Source organism: Pseudomonas sp. ACM7 (assembly GCF_004136015.1).
Lineage (GTDB): Bacteria > Pseudomonadota > Gammaproteobacteria > Pseudomonadales > Pseudomonadaceae > Aquipseudomonas > Aquipseudomonas frigoris.
Genome location: NZ_CP024866.1, coordinates 5,477,789 through 5,496,596, shown reverse-complemented (window position 1 = coordinate 5,496,596; position 18,808 = coordinate 5,477,789). Strand labels below are relative to the sequence as shown.

The following is an 18,808-nucleotide window of genomic DNA, read 5'->3' as shown; positions in this document are numbered from 1 at the left end:
CGCTCAGGCCAGGCCCGCCAATCGTTGCAGTCTTTTGAGGTCCGCTTCAGGCTCTCCATTATTCATAGCAGACCCAAGGCGCATGACCACTTGTTCGCGGCGTATCTGCATGGGAGGCAACGCATAGATCGCACCTATCAACTCACGCAGTGCTTGAGGGAGTCCCCAAGCGGCTTTCAACTTGATGGCAAAGGGGGCGGCGAAATCACGCAGGGCATGGGTGAGCAGTTCTTCATCCACCCTATGCCCCTGGCCCTCCCACTTCTGGATTTGGTAAAGCACACAAAGCTCGCCCATCCGGTGCAGCAACGCAGCACTCTGTAGTGGCGTCGGATCCAGCTTGCATCGTCGAGCCAGGAAAACAACCTGTTCAGCCAGACCCTCGGCATCATCCAGATAAGACTGCATGCAGGTCATCAGCACCCCATTGGTTTGGGTATTGGTCTGTCGCAGGGCCTGGCTTAACGCCAGATTCACACTGGTAAGCCCGCCCAATCGTTTAATGGCATCGATCAAACTGGTGCAGGGTTGGCCCACCCCGTGATACGCCGCGCTGTTGGCTGCCGCAATCAGATGAGCGCACAGCGCCGGATCATGCTGCCAATCCTGGACCAAATCGCGAATATCCAGCTGCTCTCCCCCATATCCACGCTGGAGTTTTTCCTTCACCTGAGCGAGTAACGGCAGATCCAGCCCATGGGTGGATAATCCACTAAGATAGTCGATCAGGTTTTCATCAATAACAGCGGGCACTTGCACAGCCGTATCGGCAGGAAGGAGCGCTTTGAGGCAATCAACGACACGCGACACTTGAAACGGCTTGGTAAAAAACGCGCTGATCCCGAGAGACTTGACTGCCAAGACACTTTCTCGATCGGAACGTCCGGTGATCATAATCAGCGGTATTTTCAGATCCTGTGCACGAATCGTTTGCAACAGGCTTACACCGCTGGCATCCGGTAGATTCCAGTCGGCCATGACCATCTGGTAGGCACTCTGCTGCCAGGCATACAAGGCACTGGCAACATCGCCAAAGCAATCGACTTGCGCCAGCGGACGGATGCTCAAAACCAGCTGTTCCAGAAGGTTTGCTATCCAGGGGTCATCATCCAGAATCATCACGCGCATTCGGTCACCGCACTGGATTGATGCACCATTTCGCAAGGCTTAGCGGCCCGGGCTTGTTGGACGACGAAGTAGAGGTCGCTGGCGTCAGGAGTGCAGTTCTGAACGAGCAATCGGAATTGAGTCACGGCGATATCCATTTCAATTTTGGGTGTGAAAACGCTCAAAACCGAATCTATTCCTCACCGGCGAACTAAACAAGCAAGCAAACAGCTCGCAGGTAAATAGGCAGGCGGGGATTCATGAATGCTGCGATAGCGGAATTGCTCGAGTGGTTCCGTCCTGCTGCTCCCTGCTCCCGGCCCCTAAAATATGCTGGATTCAAATGGTATTGCCTACCGGCCCGAGCGACACTCGACCCATTTTTTTCCGAATGGTTATATTTCAACGCCCGAGGGATTGTTCTGCCCCCTACTGAGGGGGCCGTGTCGAATGGACACAAATCATCCTGCTCCAGCATCAATTGACTCCCTTGAAAGGACAGGAAAGTGAATTTGTCTTCAGGCCTTTCGTATTCAATTTGGAACCCCCGTCAGGCAGCACGACGCGCAGCACGTTTGCTTCTTTGGGGCCTTGCAGGTAGCGGAAGTACTCAATCCGGGTGAGGTGGTTGGACGTGATAATTCCTTCGTCAGGTGTGTATAAGCACCTTCGCGAACCATTGCTATGATTTCTGAGGACTTCAGCGCGTTCCGACCGCGATCAGCTCACCCAATGGCCAAGCAGGCCCGCGAGGCGATGGCGTCAGAAATGCTGTCGGTAGTGGCTGACCGCGGTTACTTCAAAAGCGGGGAAATCCTGGCTTGTCACGACGCTAATATCACCGCCTATGTGCCCAAGCCAATGACCTCAGCAGCCAAGCCGACGGGCGTTTTAACAATGATGCCTTCATCTACGACGCTTCAAAAAAATGAATACATTTGTCCGGCTGGCCAGGCATTGATTTGGCGTTTCTCCAGCGTCTTTTTGACGGCAATGTCGATATTCACAATAAATCAAATCCGCGTTATGGAATTGAGAAGGGGTTGCTGGCGTTCTTCGAGAACTCGTTCGCGCAACGTATCGAGAAACAGTTTGAGCACCGGCGAGTCATCGTCTGCGCGGTAAGTGACGTACAACGGCACTTCCGGCAACGCTGGGGTCAGGCGGCGGAACACCAGGCCGGCTGGCGCCAGCTGCTCGATGGACGCTGGCAATAACGCCACACCGAAACCGGCTTGCACGAGGCTGAGCAAGGTTTGAACCTCGATCACCTGTTGGCGGATTTGTGGGGTAAAACCGGCCTTGATGCAGCACTGATAGAGAAAATCAGCAAATCGCGACTGCTTGAGTTCCAGCGCCACAAAAGGCTCCTGTGCCAAGTCCGCCGGCGCCAGGCTTTCGCATCGAGCCAAAGGATGATCGACAGGCATGACCACGCGAATCGGCTCGTAGATCAGCAGTTCATTGCGCAACTGCGGATCGTCATAGCCGACCCGGAACACACAGGCATCGATGCGTTTCTCCTTCAACGCTATGACCTGTGCCGCCGGCGTCATTTCATGCAGCCGCCAGGACACCTGAGGATAGCGCTCGCGGAAGAGGTGTAAGGCCCGCGGCAGCACGCCAACCATCACCGAACTGATCATGCCGATTTCCAGCTCGCCCAACTGACCACGACCGGTCTGACGCGTCAGGTCCAGCGCGCGGTTCAGTTGTTCGAACACCAGCGGCGCCTGTTCCTTGAGCATCTGTCCGGCTGCCGTCAGCTCGACCCGGTGATGACTACGCTCGAACAGCGGCGTACCCAGTTCCTCTTCCAGCAGACGAATCTGCTGGCTCAGCGGCGGCTGACAGATGTGCAAGCGCGTGGCGGCCCGGCCAAAGTGCAACTCCTCGGCAAGGGCCATGAAATACCGCAGCAATCGCAAGTCCATGACGGCTATCCCAGGGTCAGTGGCGTCGAGCGCTGGCGCACACCAGTCAAGCTGAACAGCGCATTGGCGATGGCCGGGACCACCGACGGGCTGCCCAGTTCACCGACACCTCCAGGTTTGCTCGGCTCGCCGTCCAGTACCAGAATATCTATCGCCGGCATGTCCGACATCCGGGGCACCCGGTAATCATGGAAGTTACTCTGCACCACCCTGCCCTGTTTAATGTCCATGCGGTCGAACAGCGCGTGGCCGAGGCCCCACATCAAGCCGCCGTAGATCTGCTCTTCGACACCGCCCGGCGACACCGCCAAGCCGCAATCGACCACGCAGGTGAGCTTATCGACCTTGATCACACCGTCTTTTTTCGAAAGTCTGGCGACCACCGCGATGAAGCTGGTGTAACCCTGATTGGTGGCGATCCCCAAGGCTGTCCCTTCCGGCAATGGCTGGCCCCAACCGGCACGTTCGGCGGCGTTCTTCAGCACCGCGACGTGCCGGGGCCGGCCTTGCATGTTGGCCAGGCGAAAGGCCAACGAATCCTGTCCCGAGCTGTGGGCCAGTTCGTCCATGAAACTTTCCACGGCAAACACATTGGGAATGAAACTCACGGAGCGATACCAGCCGCTGGGCACGTTGCTTTCGTGCCTGACCCAGACCAGGTCCAGATTCGCAGGACGATAAGCAAAGTCCCACGCGGTGATAGCCTCGGTAGTGCTGTAGTCCATGTGGTCGGGGCGTTCGAAATAGCCCGGCTCCCACTGCTCCGGCGAGGCGGGCGACACCGCATTGAGCTGCAACGCGGTCAACCGACCCTGAGCATCCAGCGCACCTTTGACTCGATGCAGAGTCGCCGGGTGCATGAACAGCGCACGCATTTCGTCTTCACGGCTGTTCATCAACTTGACTGGCACCTTGGCCTGCTGCGCCAGGTATGCCACTTCGAACAACCAGTACTTGGCCTCCCGCGCCCCGAAGCTGCCACCGGACACCAACTCGTTGATGGTGACCTTGTCCTTGGCGATCTTGCACACCGTTTGCGCAGCTTCCAGCGCCGAGGATGGCACCTGAACGCCGCCCCAGTAGGTAATGGCGTCATTCTTCACCTCGGCTGTAATGCAGATCGGCTCCAGCGGGTTCTGCACCTTGTACGGCATGCGATAGTCGGCTTCGAGCAGCTTCGCGGCTTTCGGCCATTGAGCGCTTACATCTCCCGCCGCCATGGCTGACACCCGTTGTGTGGTCTTGTCGTCAATGGCCGCCGCTTGGGCCGTCGCCAGTTTATCGCTGTCGAATCCGGCCAGGGGCGAGTCGCTCCATTGCACCTTGAGCAATTCGCGGCCCTGATGGGCGGCCCAGTAGTTGTCGGCCAGCACGGCAACCCCCTCCTGATTACCGCCCAGCACGTCAGGTCTGCCAGGAATCGCAATCACTTTCCGCACACCCGGCACTTGCAGGGTAGCGCTGGAGTCCAACGCCAGCACTTTCGCACCAACCACTGGCGTGCGCTGAATCACCGCCACCAGCATCTCCGGCAATTCCACGTCGATGCTGTACTTGAAGCGCCCGCAGACCTTGGCCGACGCATCGCGCTTGTGCCGCAGTTTGCCGATGTACTTGAACTGCGCCGGGTCCTTCAGAGTGACCTTGGCGGGTGCCGGCAAATGCGCGGCGACACCCACCAATTCACCGTAACCAAGGCTGCGCCGACTGGCGGTATGCACCACGCGACCCTCTTTTGTGTTGCAACTGTCCGGGCTGACTTTCCACTGTTTGGCCGCCGCCGCAATCAACAGTGCGCGGGCCGTCGCGCCGGCCATCCGCAAGCGATCGTATTCCAGCGACACGCTGGTGCTGCCACCGGTGGAATAGACTTTCCAGATCGGATGAATGTAGGCCTCGAAGAACGGATTTTCCGGGGTGATCACCTGCACCGTCATCGGGTTGACATCCAGCTCCTCAGCCACACAAGCAGCCAATGCAGTCTGGGTGCCGGTGCCGGAATCGTGCTTGTGCACCACCAGTTTCACCGTGCCGTCGGGCAGCACGCGAACCCAGGCGTTAGGCTCGAATTCAGCCGCAGGTGCAGGCACTTTTGGATCCGTCGCCGCTAAGCCCGTGGGCAGATAAAACGCAATCGCCAGACCGGACGCGACGGTGGCGGCTTGCTTGAGAAAAATGCGGCGCGGCAGTTCGACCTGAGTGTCGTCGATAAAAGACATCACGCCTCCTTCGGCGCAGCAGCCGCGCGCTTGATGGCTTTGTTGATTCGCCCGTAAGTGCCGCAGCGGCACAGGTTGCCGGACATGGCGTTACGGATTGAGTCATCGGTGACCGCCGCCCCGGTGTTGAGCAGCGCGGCGGCGGACATGATCTGACCGGATTGACAGTAACCGCATTGCGGGACATCTTCGGCAACCCAGGCCAGTTGCAGCGGATGCTGTTCGGTGGGCGACAAGCCTTCGATGGTGGTGATGCTGTGCCCCGCCACGGCGGCGACCGGCAGTTGACAGGAACGTACCGCGACACCGTCCAGGTGCACGGTACAGGCACCGCACAGGCCCATGCCGCAACCAAACTTGGTGCCGGTGAGTTTCAAGTGGTCTCGCAACACCCATAACAAGGGCATGGAGGGCGATGGCTCTACCAACTCGTGTCGTTCGCCGTTTACCGTGAATTCGATCATTGTCAGGCTCCAAGAGAGCGGCCCGTCTTTGTGCGGGCCTGGTGATCGGATTATTGGGAGCCTTGAGAAATCGGGCCAGCGACGATTTCTGCCATCCTGTGTAAGTAGGACTAACAGCATGTACAAGCGATACCCGTCGGTGCAGTCCATGAGTGCCTTTATCCAGGCGGCTCGCAGCGGAAGCTTCTCTAGCGCCGCGCGCAAGCTCGACCTGACTCACAGCGCGATCAGCCAGCAGATCCGCAGCCTGGAAGACTTCATCGGCCAGCCGCTGTTCGTCCGCGAAGGCGGCGGCAGCAACCTCACCGATGCCGGGCAACTGTTCGCCAGCGTGCTGTCCGATGGGTTGGCGCAGATTGATCGGGCCCTGTCCTCGGTGAAAAACCGCAGCGTCGCGCAACGGTTGACGATCGATGTGGACAGCGAGTTGGCCCAGAGCTGGCTCAATCCACGGCTACCGGAACTGCTCGATTTATTGCCTGACCATGAAGTGGTATTGCTGTCGATGCCGCGGTCGGATCGCAGTTCGTTCGAGCGGGTGGACCTGGCGTTGCGCTACGGATATGGCGACTGGGAAGACTGCGAGATGTCGCAGATTTGTGGCGATAGCGTCCGGGCCGTGGCATCGCCTGCGTTGCTGGAAAGGCATGGTTTGCAGGTGCCGATTACTCCCGCGCAGGTGCTGGAATTACCTTTGTTGGGGTACACGCGCCGGTCGTGGATTCCCTGGCTGGATGCCGCGGGAATGACCCCGACAGAGCCGGGGGCGCGAGTGGTTTTTGATAATGCGGCGAACCTGATTGCTGCCGCCGAGGCTGGGGTTGGCGCGGGACTGGTGCGCGGGTTGCTGGCGGCGGATGCGTTGCGTTCGGGGCGGTTGGTGGAACTGAACGACGCGAAGATTGCGGCGCATTACAACCTCTACGCCGTGTGGCCGCCGGGACAGGCCGAGCGGGTGGCGCCGGTGGTTGAGGTGATCAAGACGCTGGCTCTGCAAACACTGATCTGACGCCTTCGCGAGCAAGCCCGCTCCCACATCTGGAATGCGTTTCCCTGTGGGCGAGCCTGCTCGCGAAAAAGGTCCGAACATCCACCACAAAAACCTGCCCGATATCGAACACGTATCAACCCCTCGCCCAATTAATATTGTACGAATCCGATCCCCCCTTCCAATACTCCTTCCCAAGCAGCCAGCGTCCCGAGCCGGGTGCGACCAGGCGAGGGAATGCGCAGCAATGCGCATAGAAATGGCCGATTGCCCGGGACATGGCTGCTGCGAACCGCAAGGTTCCCTTCCCCGCTATCAGGAGATCGACTTCAATGATCATCGATATCAGTTGCTATCCCACCGACCTGGTGGACCTCGCCTGGAGGCATGACGGTGACCCGTTCACCGGCGAGCGTCTGCTGGAGATGATGGATGGCCCCTACATGGTCAACGGCAAACCTCGCCGCATCGACAAAGCCTTCATCCAGCCACCACAAGGCAACACCATTTACACCTGGACCGACGGCGACCTCACCGGACGCGAGTCCATCGATGCCTACATGGCTTACACGCTGAAGATGGTCCAGACCTACCCGGATCGCTTCATTGGCTGCTTCGTCTACAACCCGCGCTGCGGTGTGGAAAACGGCGTCGAGGCAATCGAGCGCTACGTCAAGGAACACGGCTTCAAGATGGTCCAGATGCAGGCCAACATGCACGCCTATCGCCCGGATCGCGCGCTGGACTGGGTCCGTCCGGCCTTCGAGAAATGCGCCGAGCTGGGCATCCCGGTCAAGCTGCACACCGGCGACGGGCCTTACAGCATCCCGTCGGAATGGGTGCCGATGATCAAGGAATTCCCCAACGTCGATTTCATCATGGCGCACTTCGGGGTGCAGACCGGCGGCGTCTATGTGTTCGAACCAATGCAGTGGGCGATGGAATTGCCCAACGTCTACTGCGAATCGGGCTGGTGCCTGCAATCGCGGATCGTCGAGTTCGCCAAGGTCCTGCCGACCCACAAGATCCTCTTCGGCACCGACACCCCGCCGAACGAGCCGGGCATGTGGCTGCGGTTGCTTGAAGTGCTCTGCCATGAGCCGCCCCAAGGACTGAACCTCGACGAGGACACCCTCGAAGAATACCTGGGCAACAACACCGCACGGATGATCGGCCTCGAGCCAACCCCGCCGCCGCGTTCCGTGTCCGAAGCCGAGGCGCAACTCAAGCGCCCAGTCACCACCCAATTGGCCAGGAGCTGAACCGATGATTATCGATACCCATCTGCACCCCACCAACCTGGTCGATGAGGCCTGGCGCCACACCGGTGAACCGTTTACCGGCGAGCGCATGCTCAAGCTGATGGACGGCCCGTACATGATCAACGGCAAACCGCGCCGCATCGACATGGGTTTCATCCAGCCGCCACCGGGCAACACCGGTTACCGCGACGGCAACCGCCGGGGCCGCGAAGGCGTGCGCGACTACATGTCGTACATCGCCGAACTCTGCGTGAAATACCCAGACCGTTTTATCGGCAACTTCAACTTCAACCCGCGCTGGGGACCGGAAAACGGTGCGGCGGAGCTGGAGTTCCACATCAAGGAATACGGCTTCAAGATGCTCAAGCTGCACGCCAACATGCACGGCTATCGCCCGGACCGCGCGCTCGATTGGCTGCGTCCGGCAATGAAGGTCTGCGCCAAGTACAACATCGTGGTGCTGATCCATACCGGCGACGGCCCGTACACCATCCCGACGATGTTCTACCCGATCATCCGGGAGTTCCCGATGGTCAACTTCATCATCGGTCACTTCGGCATCCAGACCGGCGGCAACTACTCGTTCGAAGCGTTCTGGATGGCCATGGACACGCCGAACGTGTACTGCGAATCCGGCTGGTGCTTCCAGTCACGGATCGTCGAGTTCGCCAAGGAGCTGCCGCGCAACAAGATCGTCTTCGGCACCGACTCGCCACCGAACGAACCGGGCATGTGGCTGCGGGAACTGGAAGTGCTGTGTTCGCCGGCACCGCAGGGCTTGGGGATCGATGAGGATCACCTTGAGGACTACCTGGGCAACAACATCGCCCGGTTGTGCGGCATCGAACCGACACCGCCACCCAAGGACCTGATCGAGGCGGACATTCGTCTGACCACGACTTACCTGTAACAACCGAAGCTTTTCAGGCGTACAGAAGAACCGGCGTTCGATCGACCGGCAGGCCAACGGCTTGTCGATCGAGCGTCGCCCTCAGCCCTGCGCGCCTGCTTTTTACGAGGTGAAACCATGACCCTCTCTACGCTCGGCGACACCCAGGACTTCCACGATTTCATCGACGCCTATCGCCGGCAATACCCGGACGATGTGCTGACCGTTCACCAATCGCTTTCGGCAGACCAGGACGTCACCGCACTGGTCGATGCCTTGGCCACCCAAGGTCGCGATCCGCTGCTGATCTGCGAAAATGTCGGCACGCTCGGCGTGCCGGTGGCCACCAATTTGTTCGCTTCCCGGACCCGCATCGCGCGGATCTTCGGCGTCCCCCCGGCGCAGTTGCACGAGACTTTCCAGACCCGCGCCAATCATCCGATTGCGCCCCGCTACGTGGAAACCGGTCCGGTGCTGGATGAGATTTTCGAAGGCGAAGCCGTGGACCTGGCGCTGCTGCCGATGCTCAAGCACTTCGACAGTGATCGCGGACCGTACATCACCAACGCCATCATCATTGCCGAAGACCCGGTCACCGGCATCGCCAACATGAGCTATCACCGCTCGATGCGTCATGCCCGGCAGACTCTCGCCACCAGCCTGCATTCGCGCGGTCACCTGTGGCGCATGCTGCAAACCGCCCGCGAACGCGGCGAAGAATTGCACGTGGCGATGGTGGTCGGCGCACACCCGCTGTTTATGCTTGCCGCAGCAGCACGTTTACCGTTCGGCAGCGATGAACGCGAAGTGGCCGGCGGCCTGTTCGGCGCACCGTTGGAGCTGGTCAAAACACCGCGCTATGGCATCGGCGTACCGGCCTATGCCGAGTTCGTCCTGGAAGGCGCCATCGACCCGGCGGCCTATGCCGAGGAAGGTCCGTTCGGCGAGTTCAGCGGTTACTCCTCGGACCGTTCGACCAATAATGTGCTGCGGGTCGACACCCTGATGCGTCGCAAGGACGCCTGGCTGGTGGACGTGGTCGGCGGGCGTTACGCCGAACACCTGACCCTGGCGCGGCTGCCCCGGGAAGCGGAGATGAGCGAGAAACTCAAGGCACGCTTTCCCGCCGTCACCGCCGTGCACTACCCCAACTCCGGCACGCACTTTCATTGCTACGTGGCGCTGGATCAAAGCCGCGACGGCGAGGCGCGGCAGATCATGCTGGCCTTGCTCGGTTGGGATCCGTACCTGAAAACCGTGATCGCGGTGGACAGCGACATAGACATCACCGATGACAGCCAGGTGCTGTGGGCGTTGGCCACGCACTTTCAGCCGCATCAGGATATGTTCGTTATTGACGGTTTGCCCGGCAGTCCGCTGGACCCGTCGTCCTCGGTCAACGGCACCACGTCGCGCATGGGCCTCGATGCCACACGCGGTTCGGGGTTCGACGGGATCAAGGCGCAACTGGATCAGGACGTGGTCGCGCGCGCACTCAATCTGCTGAAGAGTTATCCGTCATGAACCGCCAGCGCATGGTGGTCGGCATCAGCGGCGCGTCGGGGTTCATCTACGGCGTGCGCCTGCTGGAGTTGCTGACTGAACTGAACATCGAAAGCCACCTGATCATTAGCCGCGCCGCGCTGCTGACCATGGCCCATGAAACCGACTACAAACTGGCGGACGTCACCGCGCTGGCGAGCCACTATCACCGCTCCGACGACGTAGCCGCCGGAATCGCCAGCGGTTCGTTTCGCTGCCTGGGCATGGTGGTCGCGCCGTGCTCCATGCGCACATTGGCGGAGATTGCCACCGGCACCTCCTCGGGGCTGATCGGCCGCGCCGCCGACGTCACCTTGAAAGAACGCCGGACCTTGGTGTTGATGGCCCGGGAAACCCCGCTGACACTCGCCCACCTGCGCAATATGACCGCCGTCACCGAAATGGGCGGGATCATCGCCCCACCGGTGCCGGCCTTCTACGCCCGCCCGCAAACCCTTTCGCACATGGTCGATCACAGCCTCGGCCGTGTCCTCGACCTGTTCGGCCTCGACGCCGGGACCGCGCTGCGCTGGGGTGAACCCGGCCCATCGGCCACCGGCCATTTCGCAACAACAAAGGAGCTCGCATGAACAGCCCATTCAACGCCCCTGCCCCGAACCGCAAAATTCCCGTGACCATCCTTACCGGTTTCCTCGGCGCCGGCAAAACCACCCTGCTCAACTACATCCTCAAGGAGAACCACGGCCGCAAGATTGCCGTGATCGAAAACGAATTCGGCGAAGTCGGCATCGATGGCGACCTGGTGCTCAGCTCCGAGACCGAAGAAATCTACGAGATGGTCAACGGTTGCGTGTGCTGCACCGCCGAGGTGCGCGAGGACCTGGTGCGCATCGTCCGCGAACTGGTGGCACGCCCGGTGCGGCTGGATCACATCTTGATCGAAACCAGTGGTTTGGCCGATCCGTACCCGGTGGCGCAGAGCTTTTTTATCAACGACCCGATTGCCGATGAAGTGGAACTGGACGCCATCGTGACCATGGTCGACGCCAAGCACATCGCCCAGCATCTGGAAGACCTGCAACTGGATGGCGTCGATAACCAGGCGGTGGACCAGATCGTCTGTGCCGACCGGATCGTCATAAACAAGATCGACCTGGTCAGCGAGGACGAGGTGGAGGTGCTGCGCGGCAAGATCCGGGGTCTCAATGCCACCGCAGATCTGGTGACCTCCAGCTACGCCGAGATCGATCTGTCGAAGATCCTTGGTATCGGTGCTTTCGAGTCCACGCAAAAACTGATGGAAATCGGCTCGGAGCACGATCACCACGCCGATGAACATCATCACGATTTGGATCATGACCACGACCCCAGCGTGTCTTCAGTCGGCATCGCCGTGGACGGCGCGGTGAACCTGGGCGCGTTCCACCGCTGGATAAGCACGCTGCGCACCGAGCAGGCCGACAACCTTTACCGCATGAAAGGCGTGTTGGCGGTCGTGGATCAGGATCAGCGCTACGTGCTGCAAGGGGTGCACAGTCTTGTCGAGTTCCGTGCCTCCACCTCATGGGGCACCGAACCACGCTCCAGCAAGATTGTGTTCATCGGCCGCGACCTGGACCGCGCGGCGTTGAACCAAGGCTTTGCCGCCTGCCTGGCAGGCTGAACAAGGCCCGGAGTCGGTGGATGGCGGCTCCGGGCACACAGTACGAAATGCCTGAGGCCAGGTGCAAAACCTGTGGGAGCGGGCTTGCTCGCGAATGCGGTGGGTCAGTCGACATCATCGTTGCCTGATCCACCGCTTTCGCGAGCAAGCCCGCTCCCACAGTGGACCGCAGTGTTCAATCCGTCGCGGCCTGGCATCAGAACGAATGCCCCTCTCTACAGCATAAAAACAGCAAGAGGTGATTCTCCATGTCGTCAGCCACTACCCCTTCCACGGTCCACCCGGTCGACCAGATTCTGCCGGTCCGCCAAATGCTCACCCTTGGCCTGCAACACATGGCCGTCTCATACATCGGCGCCATCGCCGTGCCGTTGATTGTCGCCAGCGCCCTGAAAATGTCCCAGGCCGACACCGTGGTGCTGATCAGCACCACGCTGTTCTGCTCCGGTATCGCCACTCTGTTGCAAACTGTCGGCTTCTGGAAATTCGGCGTGCGCCTGCCAATTCTGCAAGGCGTGGCGTTCAGCAGCGTCGGCCCGGTCATCGCCATCGGCACCAACCCGGAGGTGGGGTTCGCCGGGGTCTGCGGGGCGGTGATCGGCGCGGGGATCTTTACGATGCTCGTCGCGCCGTTCGTGGGCCGATTGCGCCGGTTTTTTCCGCCGGTGGTCACCGGCTGCATTGTCACAGTAATCGGTTTACAGCTGTTCCCGATTGCCTATGAGTGGGTCGGTGGTGGCCGCAATGCCAGCGATTTCGGGGCGCCGTCGTACTTGGCCGTCGCCGCCGTGGTGCTCGCGACCATTTTGCTGGTCAACCGCTATGGCAGCCCGCTGATGCGCAACATGGCGGTGCTGGTCGGGATGCTGGTGGGTGCGGGACTGGCTTACGGTCTGGGCATGGGCAGTTTTCACAGCGTGCAGGAATCGCCCTGGCTTACCGTGCCCTACCCGTTCTACTTCGGCCTGCCGACCTTCAGCCTGATCCCGATCGCGACCATGGTGGTGGTGATGATTGTGCAGATGGTCGAGTCCATGGGGCTGTTCGTGGCCATCGGCGACATCGTCGACAAACCGGTGGAAGAAAAACAGGTGATCAACGGCCTGCGGGCTAACGGACTGGCAAGCACCATCGCCGGGATGTTCGCAGCGTTTCCGTTCATTGCCTTCATGGAAAACGTCGGGCTGGTGATTCTGACTGGCGTGCGCAGCCGCTGGGTAGTGGCGATCAGCGGTTTGTTGATGTGTTCCGTGGCGCTGGTGCCAAAGGCCGGGGCGATCATCGCGTCGATGCCGAGCGCTGCCCTCGGGGGTGCCGGAATTGCCATGTTCGGTGTGGTCGCCGCAGCGGGCATTCAGACCCTGGCCAAAGTCGATTACGAGCGCAACCGCTTCAACGTGTTGATCGTCGGGTTCACCATCGCCGCCGCCCTGGTGCCGGTGCTGGCGCCGGCCCTGTTCAAGCAAATGCCTGAGTGGTCCCAGCCGTTCCTGCACAGCAGCGTGGTGATTGCCTGCCTGGTGTCGGTGCTGCTCAACGCGGCGCTCAACGGCGTCAGCGTTCCCGACAGCGCAGCCACCAAGCCCGCGTCCCACAGCCTCTGACTGGAGAAGCCCATGACTCAACTTCAAAACACCCTGATCAAGAATCCGCTGGCGGTGATGACCGGCCTGCGCGGCACGCGTGCACGGGCCGGTAGCGTCGATATCCGCATCGTCAACGGTCGCATTGCCGAAATGGCCGAGGGCTTGGTTGCGCAACCCGGTGAGCGAGTGATCGACGCCCGAAACTCGGTGGTCTATCCCGGCTGGATCAACACCCACCATCACCTGTTCCAGAACCTGCTCAAAGCCGTGCCCGAAGGTTTGAATCAAGACTTGCAAGGCTGGCTGGCGAGCGTGCCTTACCCGCGCCTCAACCGCTTTACACCACAACTGGCGCAGATCGCCGCGCAATTAGGCATGGCCGAACTTCTGTTGTCGGGGGTGACAACCTGCGCCGATCACCATTACCTCTATCACGCCAACGGCACAACCGAGACCGGCGACCTGCTGTTCGACACGGCTGACGCGTTCGGGATGCGTTTTGTGCTGTGCCGGGGCGGCGCACTGGAGTCCGCCAGCGCTCATCCGGGATTCTCGAAAACGGCGCTGCAACCGGAGACGCTGGAGCAGATGGTCGGTGACATCGAACGGCTCAAATCGCTGTACCACCAGGACACTCCGGATGCGATGCGTCGAGTGGTGGTGGCGCCGACGACGCCAACGTTCTCGCTGCCGCCCACCTTGCTGCGCGAGCTTGCGCACACCGCTCGCGGCCTCGGATTGCGCTTGCACACACACCTTTCGGAGACGCAGAACTACGTCAACTTTTGTCGCGAGAAATACAACTGCCTCCCGGTGGAATTCGTCGCCGAACACGAATGGCTCGGCCCCGACGTCTGGTTCGCCCACGCGGTGCATTTGCAGCCGGGGGAAATCCGCATGCTCGCGCAAACCGGCACCGGCATTTCTCATTGCCCGGTGAGCAACGCACGGCTGGGCAGCGGCGTCGCGCCGGTACCACAAATGTATGAGGCCGGGGTGCCGATATCGCTTGGGGTGGATGGCGTGGCGTCGAACGAGTCCGGGAGTATGGTCGGTGAAGCGCATACCGCGTGGCTGATCCATCGTGCGGAGCAAGGTGCGTCGGCCACCACGGCCGAGGACGTGATCCATTGGGGTACGGCCGGAGGCGCGCAGGTGTTGGGGCTGGGCTCGGTCGGCACGCTGGAAATAGGCCAGGCGGCGGATCTGGTGATCTATGGCCTCGATCATCCACGGTTCTTTGGCTTCCACGATATCGCGGTGGCGCCGGTGGTCGCGGGTGAGCCGATTGCCGTGCGGTACAGCATGGTCGGGGGGCGGCTGGTGGTTGACGACGGAGTGATTCCGGGACTGGACCTGGAGCGCATGCGCGCTGAAGCGTGGGAGGGGGTGCAGCAGTTGATGCATGTCGTCGACTGATTTAACCGCGCCCGCCCCCTATGTTGGAGCTGGTTTGCCAGCGATGACGGCCTGAAGGTCAGTGCCAGGTGCAAATGCCCCTCATCAGCAAGCCGGCTCCAACACGTTACACACCAACCTTCGGGAAACACACCATGTCCGGCCTCAACGACCTCCTCCAAGCCATTGAAACCAGCGCCCGGCAAGGCGAAGAAACCATCCTCGCCACCGTGGTCAAGGTCGAAGGTTCCGCCTACCGCCGTCCGGGCGCACGCATGCTCATCCCCCTCCACGGCCGAACCATCGGCACCGTCAGCGGCGGATGCCTGGAACAGGACCTGGCAAAAAAAGCCTGGTGGCTGACCGATTCTGGCGAGCCGGTGGTGCGCCGCTACAGCACCGGAGCCACCGAGGATGAAGACGACGAGCAAAGCGCCCTGACCTTCGGCCTCGGCTGCAACGGCACGGTTTTCGTCATGCTCGAACGCCTGCGCGCGAAAACCCCGTCATTGGCCATCGATCTGTTGCGGCAGGTGCGTGACAGCCTGCAACCGGCGGCCATGGCGACCATCATTGCCACGTCACGCCACACGTCAGTGCGGGTTGGCGATCGGGTGTTGTCGCACGCAAGCCCCGCGCTGCGCGATCCCGCACTCGACAGCAGCATCCGCAAAGACCTGCGCAAAACACTCACCGAGAAAAAATCCTCTCTGCGGCTCTACACCGACGCCCGTGGAGAAGTCGAAGTGTTCTTCGAATACGTGGCTCCGCCCCCGCGCCTGGTGATCTTCGGCGCCGGCCACGACGCCCAGCCACTGGTGCGCATGAGCAAACTGCTGGGCTGGCACGTCAGCGTGATCGACAGCCGCAGCCACTTTGCCCGCCCTGAACGCTTTCCGCAGGCCGATGCGGTCATCGTCGCGAACCTCGACGCCTCCATCGTCCTCGGACCGTTGATCGAGGGGGCCGCGGTGGCCGTCATGACTCACAGCTACCGCCAGGACCGACACTGGCTCGGCCAATTGCTGCAAAGCGCACCGGCCTACATCGGCCAACTCGGCCCCCGCGAGCGGACCGAGCGCTTGTTGACCGACATTCGCCAACATAATCCTGCCCCGAATGCATTGCTACAGCTGCACTACCCAATGGGCCTGGACCTTGGCGGCGATGCGCCCGAAAGCGTCGCGCTCTCGATTCTGGCGGAAATGACGGCGGCGTTGAATCTGCGTAACGGCGGGATGCTCATGCATCGGAGCAAGCCGATTCATTACGTGGATTTGCTGGTGTGTGAAAAGTTGGAGGCAGCGGCAGCGGTCGATTGAGCTGGTTTCAAACGGCGACAGTTTCTCGGCACTTATAAAAAAGTCCCTCAAGCTGAAGTGGACGACTACTCAAGAAAATGAAGGATGCAGAACCGCACGTTTCTCGTTCGGCAGACCTTTGCCATCAGTACTCTGTTATTGACGACGGCCACTTCATTGCAAGCTGCCGACTGGAGCGATAACTCAATCAGTTACTGGTATGGCACCCACTTCGCTGAGCCGGGCATCGATGGCCCGATCGCCAAGCACATCGTTGAGTTCACTCACGTTGACGGATACAAATACAGCAGCAACTTCCTCGACGTGCAGGTGTTGTTTTCCGATAAAGACGATCTAGCCGACGGCGACGGCGCTACCGAGGTGTATGCGATATATCACCATCAACTTTCACTGAATAAAATATCCGGCCAGGATTTCAAGTGGGGACCCATTCGGGACTGGTCACTTTCGGGTGGCGTCGACTGGAACACCAAAAACACTGCCTTCGCGCCGGCAAAACGCATGCTCGTCATCGGCCCGACGATCAATTTCAACGTGACAGGTTTTCGGGACTTCAGTTTGATGTACCGCTCCGAGCGCAACCACAATGGCTTGCCGTTCGCCCAGGAGCACGATATTCGCTTCAACGACACGTACTACCTGGAAACCGCCTGGGAGATTCCATTCCAGCTAGGCTCAGTACCGCTCAAGTTCAAGGGCTTTGCCAACTTCATGCCGCCCAAGGGCAAGGACGGCTTCGGTAACGACACCGTGAGCGAAACGCTCGTGCACGCCACATTACTTGTGGACGTGGGCGAGCTCACTTTCGGCAAGAAAGATACCTTCTTTGCCGGGGTGGGTTACGAATACTGGAAGAACAAGTTCGGTAACAACTCAGCTAACACACCTGGCACCGAGGCCAATACGCCGTTTCTGAATCTGGAATGGCATCTGTAATGCTCCAATCAGAAGGCACACCGTCTTACACGGACAGTTGCATTGAGCTTACCGACTCCATGGATAATGTCCGCACTAATGCGTGGGAGTTGATCCTACAACTTAGCCTCGGGCCGGAAGCCGGGCGGTGTGCTGACCGGACTCATACGGCTAAACCTCAATGAGGTCTGCGACAGGCAGCTACTGGCCATAAGCGGTGGGAACTCCTCCTCACCTCGGCATCTTGAGTGCCAGACTGAAGGTGCGAACCGCAGTCAACCGTGAGTAGGAGTCTACACATGAAGCTTATGCGCTTTGGGGTCGGCTTGGCCAAGAACGTGTTTCAGATTCACGGCGTGGATCGTCATGAGCAGCCGGTCTGGCAGCAGCGTTTACCTCGTGATCGCTGGCTTCAAACAGTGCTGGAGAAGATCGAGCCCGGCTGTGAGATCGGAATGGAAAGATGTGGCGGTGCGCACTATTGGGCGCCGCAGCTACAGGCACGTGGATTTCGGGTGAGGCTGATCGCGCCGCAGTTCGTCAAGCCATACGTCCAGAGCAACAGGAATGACACCAACGATGCCGAGGCAATCTGTGAGGCGATGAGCCGTCGCAGCATGCGCTTCGTCACCATCAAAACCATCGAACAACAGGATATTCAGGCGACGCATCGCATTCGGGCCGGCTTAATCGAACAGCGGACGGCCAAAGCCAATCAGATTCGTGGGCTGATCGCCGAGTACGATCTTGTTGCGCCGAAGGAATTACTGATGCTACGTCGCGCAATACCGTGCTGGCTAGAAGATGCAGATAACAGTTTGACGGCACGCTTTCGTCGTCTGCTGAATGGCTTGTGGGATGACCTGCGCGCACTTGATGAGCGCGTGAGCGAACTCGATGGCGAGATATCTGCGATCGCTGCAAGTGAGCCATCGGCCGTCCGTTTGCAACAGCTGCGTGGCGTCGGCCCGATGATTGCCACTGCGCTTGTTGCTGCCATCGGTGATACCAGTCAGTTTGCTAACGGCCGACAACTGGCCGCCTCGCTAAGGCTGACGCCAAAGCAACACAGCTCTGGCGGCAAGGATCGACTGCTTGGCATCAGTAAACGTGGGGATGCTTATCTGCGAACGCTGATGATCCACGGTGCGCGGTCGGTACTGCGCACGGCCAAGTCCAAAGACGATCGACTCAGCCGGTGGGTTGTCCGTTTAGCCGAGCGCTCACATCCCAACGTGGCCGCTATCGCACTGGCCAATAAAACCGCACGCATGGCTTGGGCGATGCTGCGCAACGGCACTGATTACCAACCGGATCGGACAGCGGCCTGACCCATTCATCCCAGGAGCCCCCCCCTCGAAACGATGCCCACTGAATACTCGCTACCCGATGTTCTCGAACGTTTATACCAAAACCAGCTTGCTTAGAGGCGGCCCTGATGGAGTTGACGTTGAGGGTTGAGAGCCAAGGTGCGACGGATACTGGCGACAATGTCCGCGGCGCGCTTCACACGATCCGTGAGAACGCCCACTAGTGTCCGGTAAAAAACGAGGGGGGA

The 18,808-nt window shown here is 60.2% G+C and carries 15 protein-coding genes and 2 pseudogenes; 12 read left to right on the top strand and 5 right to left on the bottom strand.

The genetic code is table 11. The features are described from left to right. Positions 1-3: 3 nt before the first annotated feature. Positions 4-1,128 carry an HDOD domain-containing protein gene (locus CUN63_RS26210; RefSeq protein ID WP_129443734.1) on the bottom strand — a complete coding sequence of 375 codons (1,125 nt, stop codon included), beginning with the start codon at positions 1,126-1,128 and terminating at the stop codon, positions 4-6. 442 nt (positions 1,129-1,570) lie between these two features. Further along, a pseudogene (locus CUN63_RS32405) lies at positions 1,571-1,645 on the bottom strand (VOC family protein); the annotation flags it as partial. A 159-nt stretch (positions 1,646-1,804) separates the two neighbouring features. Here CUN63_RS32405 and CUN63_RS26200 point away from each other — a divergent pair. After that, a pseudogene (locus CUN63_RS26200) lies at positions 1,805-2,088 on the top strand (IS5/IS1182 family transposase); the annotation flags it as partial. 32 nt (positions 2,089-2,120) lie between these two features. Here CUN63_RS26200 and CUN63_RS26195 read toward each other — a convergent pair. The 3 genes from CUN63_RS26195 to CUN63_RS26185 are packed head-to-tail and all read right to left on the bottom strand — an operon-like array spanning position 2,121 to position 5,724. After that, positions 2,121-3,041 (bottom strand): LysR substrate-binding domain-containing protein, encoded by a 921-nt coding sequence (locus tag CUN63_RS26195; protein ID WP_129443733.1) that lies wholly within the window; start codon positions 3,039-3,041, stop codon positions 2,121-2,123. Between the two features lie 5 nt (positions 3,042-3,046). After that, on the bottom strand, positions 3,047-5,260 hold the full coding sequence (locus CUN63_RS26190; RefSeq protein WP_129443732.1) for a molybdopterin cofactor-binding domain-containing protein: 2,214 nt from the start codon (positions 5,258-5,260) through the stop codon (positions 3,047-3,049). Beyond that, positions 5,260-5,724: a (2Fe-2S)-binding protein gene (locus tag CUN63_RS26185; protein WP_129443731.1), complete on the bottom strand. Its 465-nt coding sequence runs from the start codon at positions 5,722-5,724 to the stop codon at positions 5,260-5,262. Before CUN63_RS26185 ends, CUN63_RS26190 begins: the two co-directional genes overlap by 1 nt. Positions 5,725-5,842: 118 nt before the next feature. On the opposite strand from CUN63_RS26185, the gene CUN63_RS26180 reads away from it, so the two are divergent. The 11 genes from CUN63_RS26180 (at position 5,843) to CUN63_RS26125 (ending at position 18,581) form a co-directional block, all read left to right on the top strand. Further along, positions 5,843-6,733 (top strand): LysR substrate-binding domain-containing protein, encoded by an 891-nt coding sequence (locus CUN63_RS26180; RefSeq protein WP_129443730.1) that lies wholly within the window; start codon positions 5,843-5,845, stop codon positions 6,731-6,733. A gap of 311 nt (positions 6,734-7,044) precedes the next feature. Then, complete coding sequence (locus CUN63_RS26175; RefSeq protein WP_090183042.1) at positions 7,045-7,974, top strand: amidohydrolase family protein; 930 nt, start codon at positions 7,045-7,047, stop codon at positions 7,972-7,974. 4 nt (positions 7,975-7,978) lie between these two features. Continuing rightward, positions 7,979-8,884 carry an amidohydrolase family protein gene (locus tag CUN63_RS26170; RefSeq protein ID WP_129443729.1) on the top strand — a complete coding sequence of 302 codons (906 nt, stop codon included), beginning with the start codon at positions 7,979-7,981 and terminating at the stop codon, positions 8,882-8,884. Positions 8,885-9,001: 117 nt separating this feature from the next. Then, on the top strand, positions 9,002-10,387 hold the full coding sequence (locus tag CUN63_RS26165; RefSeq protein ID WP_129443728.1) for a UbiD family decarboxylase: 1,386 nt from the start codon (positions 9,002-9,004) through the stop codon (positions 10,385-10,387). Then, positions 10,384-10,995, top strand: a complete 612-nt coding sequence (locus tag CUN63_RS26160; RefSeq protein ID WP_129443727.1) for a UbiX family flavin prenyltransferase — start codon at positions 10,384-10,386, stop codon at positions 10,993-10,995. Before CUN63_RS26165 ends, CUN63_RS26160 begins: the two co-directional genes overlap by 4 nt. Further along, a complete protein-coding gene (locus tag CUN63_RS26155; RefSeq protein ID WP_129443726.1) occupies positions 10,992-12,029 on the top strand; it encodes a GTP-binding protein in 1,038 nt (345 codons plus the stop codon). The genes CUN63_RS26160 and CUN63_RS26155 overlap by 4 nt, the downstream gene beginning before the upstream one ends. 248 nt (positions 12,030-12,277) lie before the next feature. Then, entirely contained in the window at positions 12,278-13,633 is a 1,356-nt protein-coding gene (locus CUN63_RS26145; RefSeq protein WP_129443725.1) for a nucleobase:cation symporter-2 family protein, read from the top strand. 12 nt (positions 13,634-13,645) lie between these two features. After that, positions 13,646-15,034, top strand: coding sequence for an amidohydrolase family protein (locus CUN63_RS26140; RefSeq protein ID WP_129443724.1), 1,389 nt, complete (start codon positions 13,646-13,648; stop codon positions 15,032-15,034). 134 nt (positions 15,035-15,168) lie between these two features. After that, complete coding sequence (locus CUN63_RS26135; protein ID WP_129443723.1) at positions 15,169-16,335, top strand: XdhC family protein; 1,167 nt, start codon at positions 15,169-15,171, stop codon at positions 16,333-16,335. Between the two features lie 84 nt (positions 16,336-16,419). Next, positions 16,420-17,271: a hypothetical protein gene (locus CUN63_RS26130; RefSeq protein WP_178082674.1), complete on the top strand. Its 852-nt coding sequence runs from the start codon at positions 16,420-16,422 to the stop codon at positions 17,269-17,271. A gap of 278 nt (positions 17,272-17,549) precedes the next feature. Further along, the gene (locus CUN63_RS26125) at positions 17,550-18,581 is read left to right on the top strand and encodes an IS110 family transposase (RefSeq protein WP_129443722.1); all 1,032 of its coding nucleotides are present in this window, start codon (positions 17,550-17,552) and stop codon (positions 18,579-18,581) included. Positions 18,582-18,808: the final 227 nt, after the last annotated feature.

Excerpts from the sequence above, each read along its gene's own strand:
- CUN63_RS26140 (WP_129443724.1), top strand. The coding sequence starts at position 13,646 with ATGACTCAACTTCAAAACACCCTGATCAAGAATCCGCTGGCGGTGATG.
- CUN63_RS26125 (WP_129443722.1), top strand. The coding sequence starts at position 17,550 with ATGAAGCTTATGCGCTTTGGGGTCGGCTTGGCCAAGAACGTGTTTCAG.
- CUN63_RS26195 (WP_129443733.1), bottom strand. The coding sequence starts at position 3,041 with ATGGACTTGCGATTGCTGCGGTATTTCATGGCCCTTGCCGAGGAGTTG.
- CUN63_RS26175 (WP_090183042.1), top strand. The coding sequence starts at position 7,045 with ATGATCATCGATATCAGTTGCTATCCCACCGACCTGGTGGACCTCGCC.
- CUN63_RS26160 (WP_129443727.1), top strand. The coding sequence starts at position 10,384 with ATGAACCGCCAGCGCATGGTGGTCGGCATCAGCGGCGCGTCGGGGTTC.
- CUN63_RS26190 (WP_129443732.1), bottom strand. The coding sequence starts at position 5,260 with ATGTCTTTTATCGACGACACTCAGGTCGAACTGCCGCGCCGCATTTTT.
- CUN63_RS26155 (WP_129443726.1), top strand. The coding sequence starts at position 10,992 with ATGAACAGCCCATTCAACGCCCCTGCCCCGAACCGCAAAATTCCCGTG.
- CUN63_RS26210 (WP_129443734.1), bottom strand. The coding sequence starts at position 1,128 with ATGCGCGTGATGATTCTGGATGATGACCCCTGGATAGCAAACCTTCTG.
- CUN63_RS26130 (WP_178082674.1), top strand. The coding sequence starts at position 16,420 with ATGCAGAACCGCACGTTTCTCGTTCGGCAGACCTTTGCCATCAGTACT.
- CUN63_RS26135 (WP_129443723.1), top strand. The coding sequence starts at position 15,169 with ATGTCCGGCCTCAACGACCTCCTCCAAGCCATTGAAACCAGCGCCCGG.
- CUN63_RS26165 (WP_129443728.1), top strand. The coding sequence starts at position 9,002 with ATGACCCTCTCTACGCTCGGCGACACCCAGGACTTCCACGATTTCATC.
- CUN63_RS26170 (WP_129443729.1), top strand. The coding sequence starts at position 7,979 with ATGATTATCGATACCCATCTGCACCCCACCAACCTGGTCGATGAGGCC.
- CUN63_RS26145 (WP_129443725.1), top strand. The coding sequence starts at position 12,278 with ATGTCGTCAGCCACTACCCCTTCCACGGTCCACCCGGTCGACCAGATT.
- CUN63_RS26185 (WP_129443731.1), bottom strand. The coding sequence starts at position 5,724 with ATGATCGAATTCACGGTAAACGGCGAACGACACGAGTTGGTAGAGCCA.
- CUN63_RS26180 (WP_129443730.1), top strand. The coding sequence starts at position 5,843 with ATGTACAAGCGATACCCGTCGGTGCAGTCCATGAGTGCCTTTATCCAG.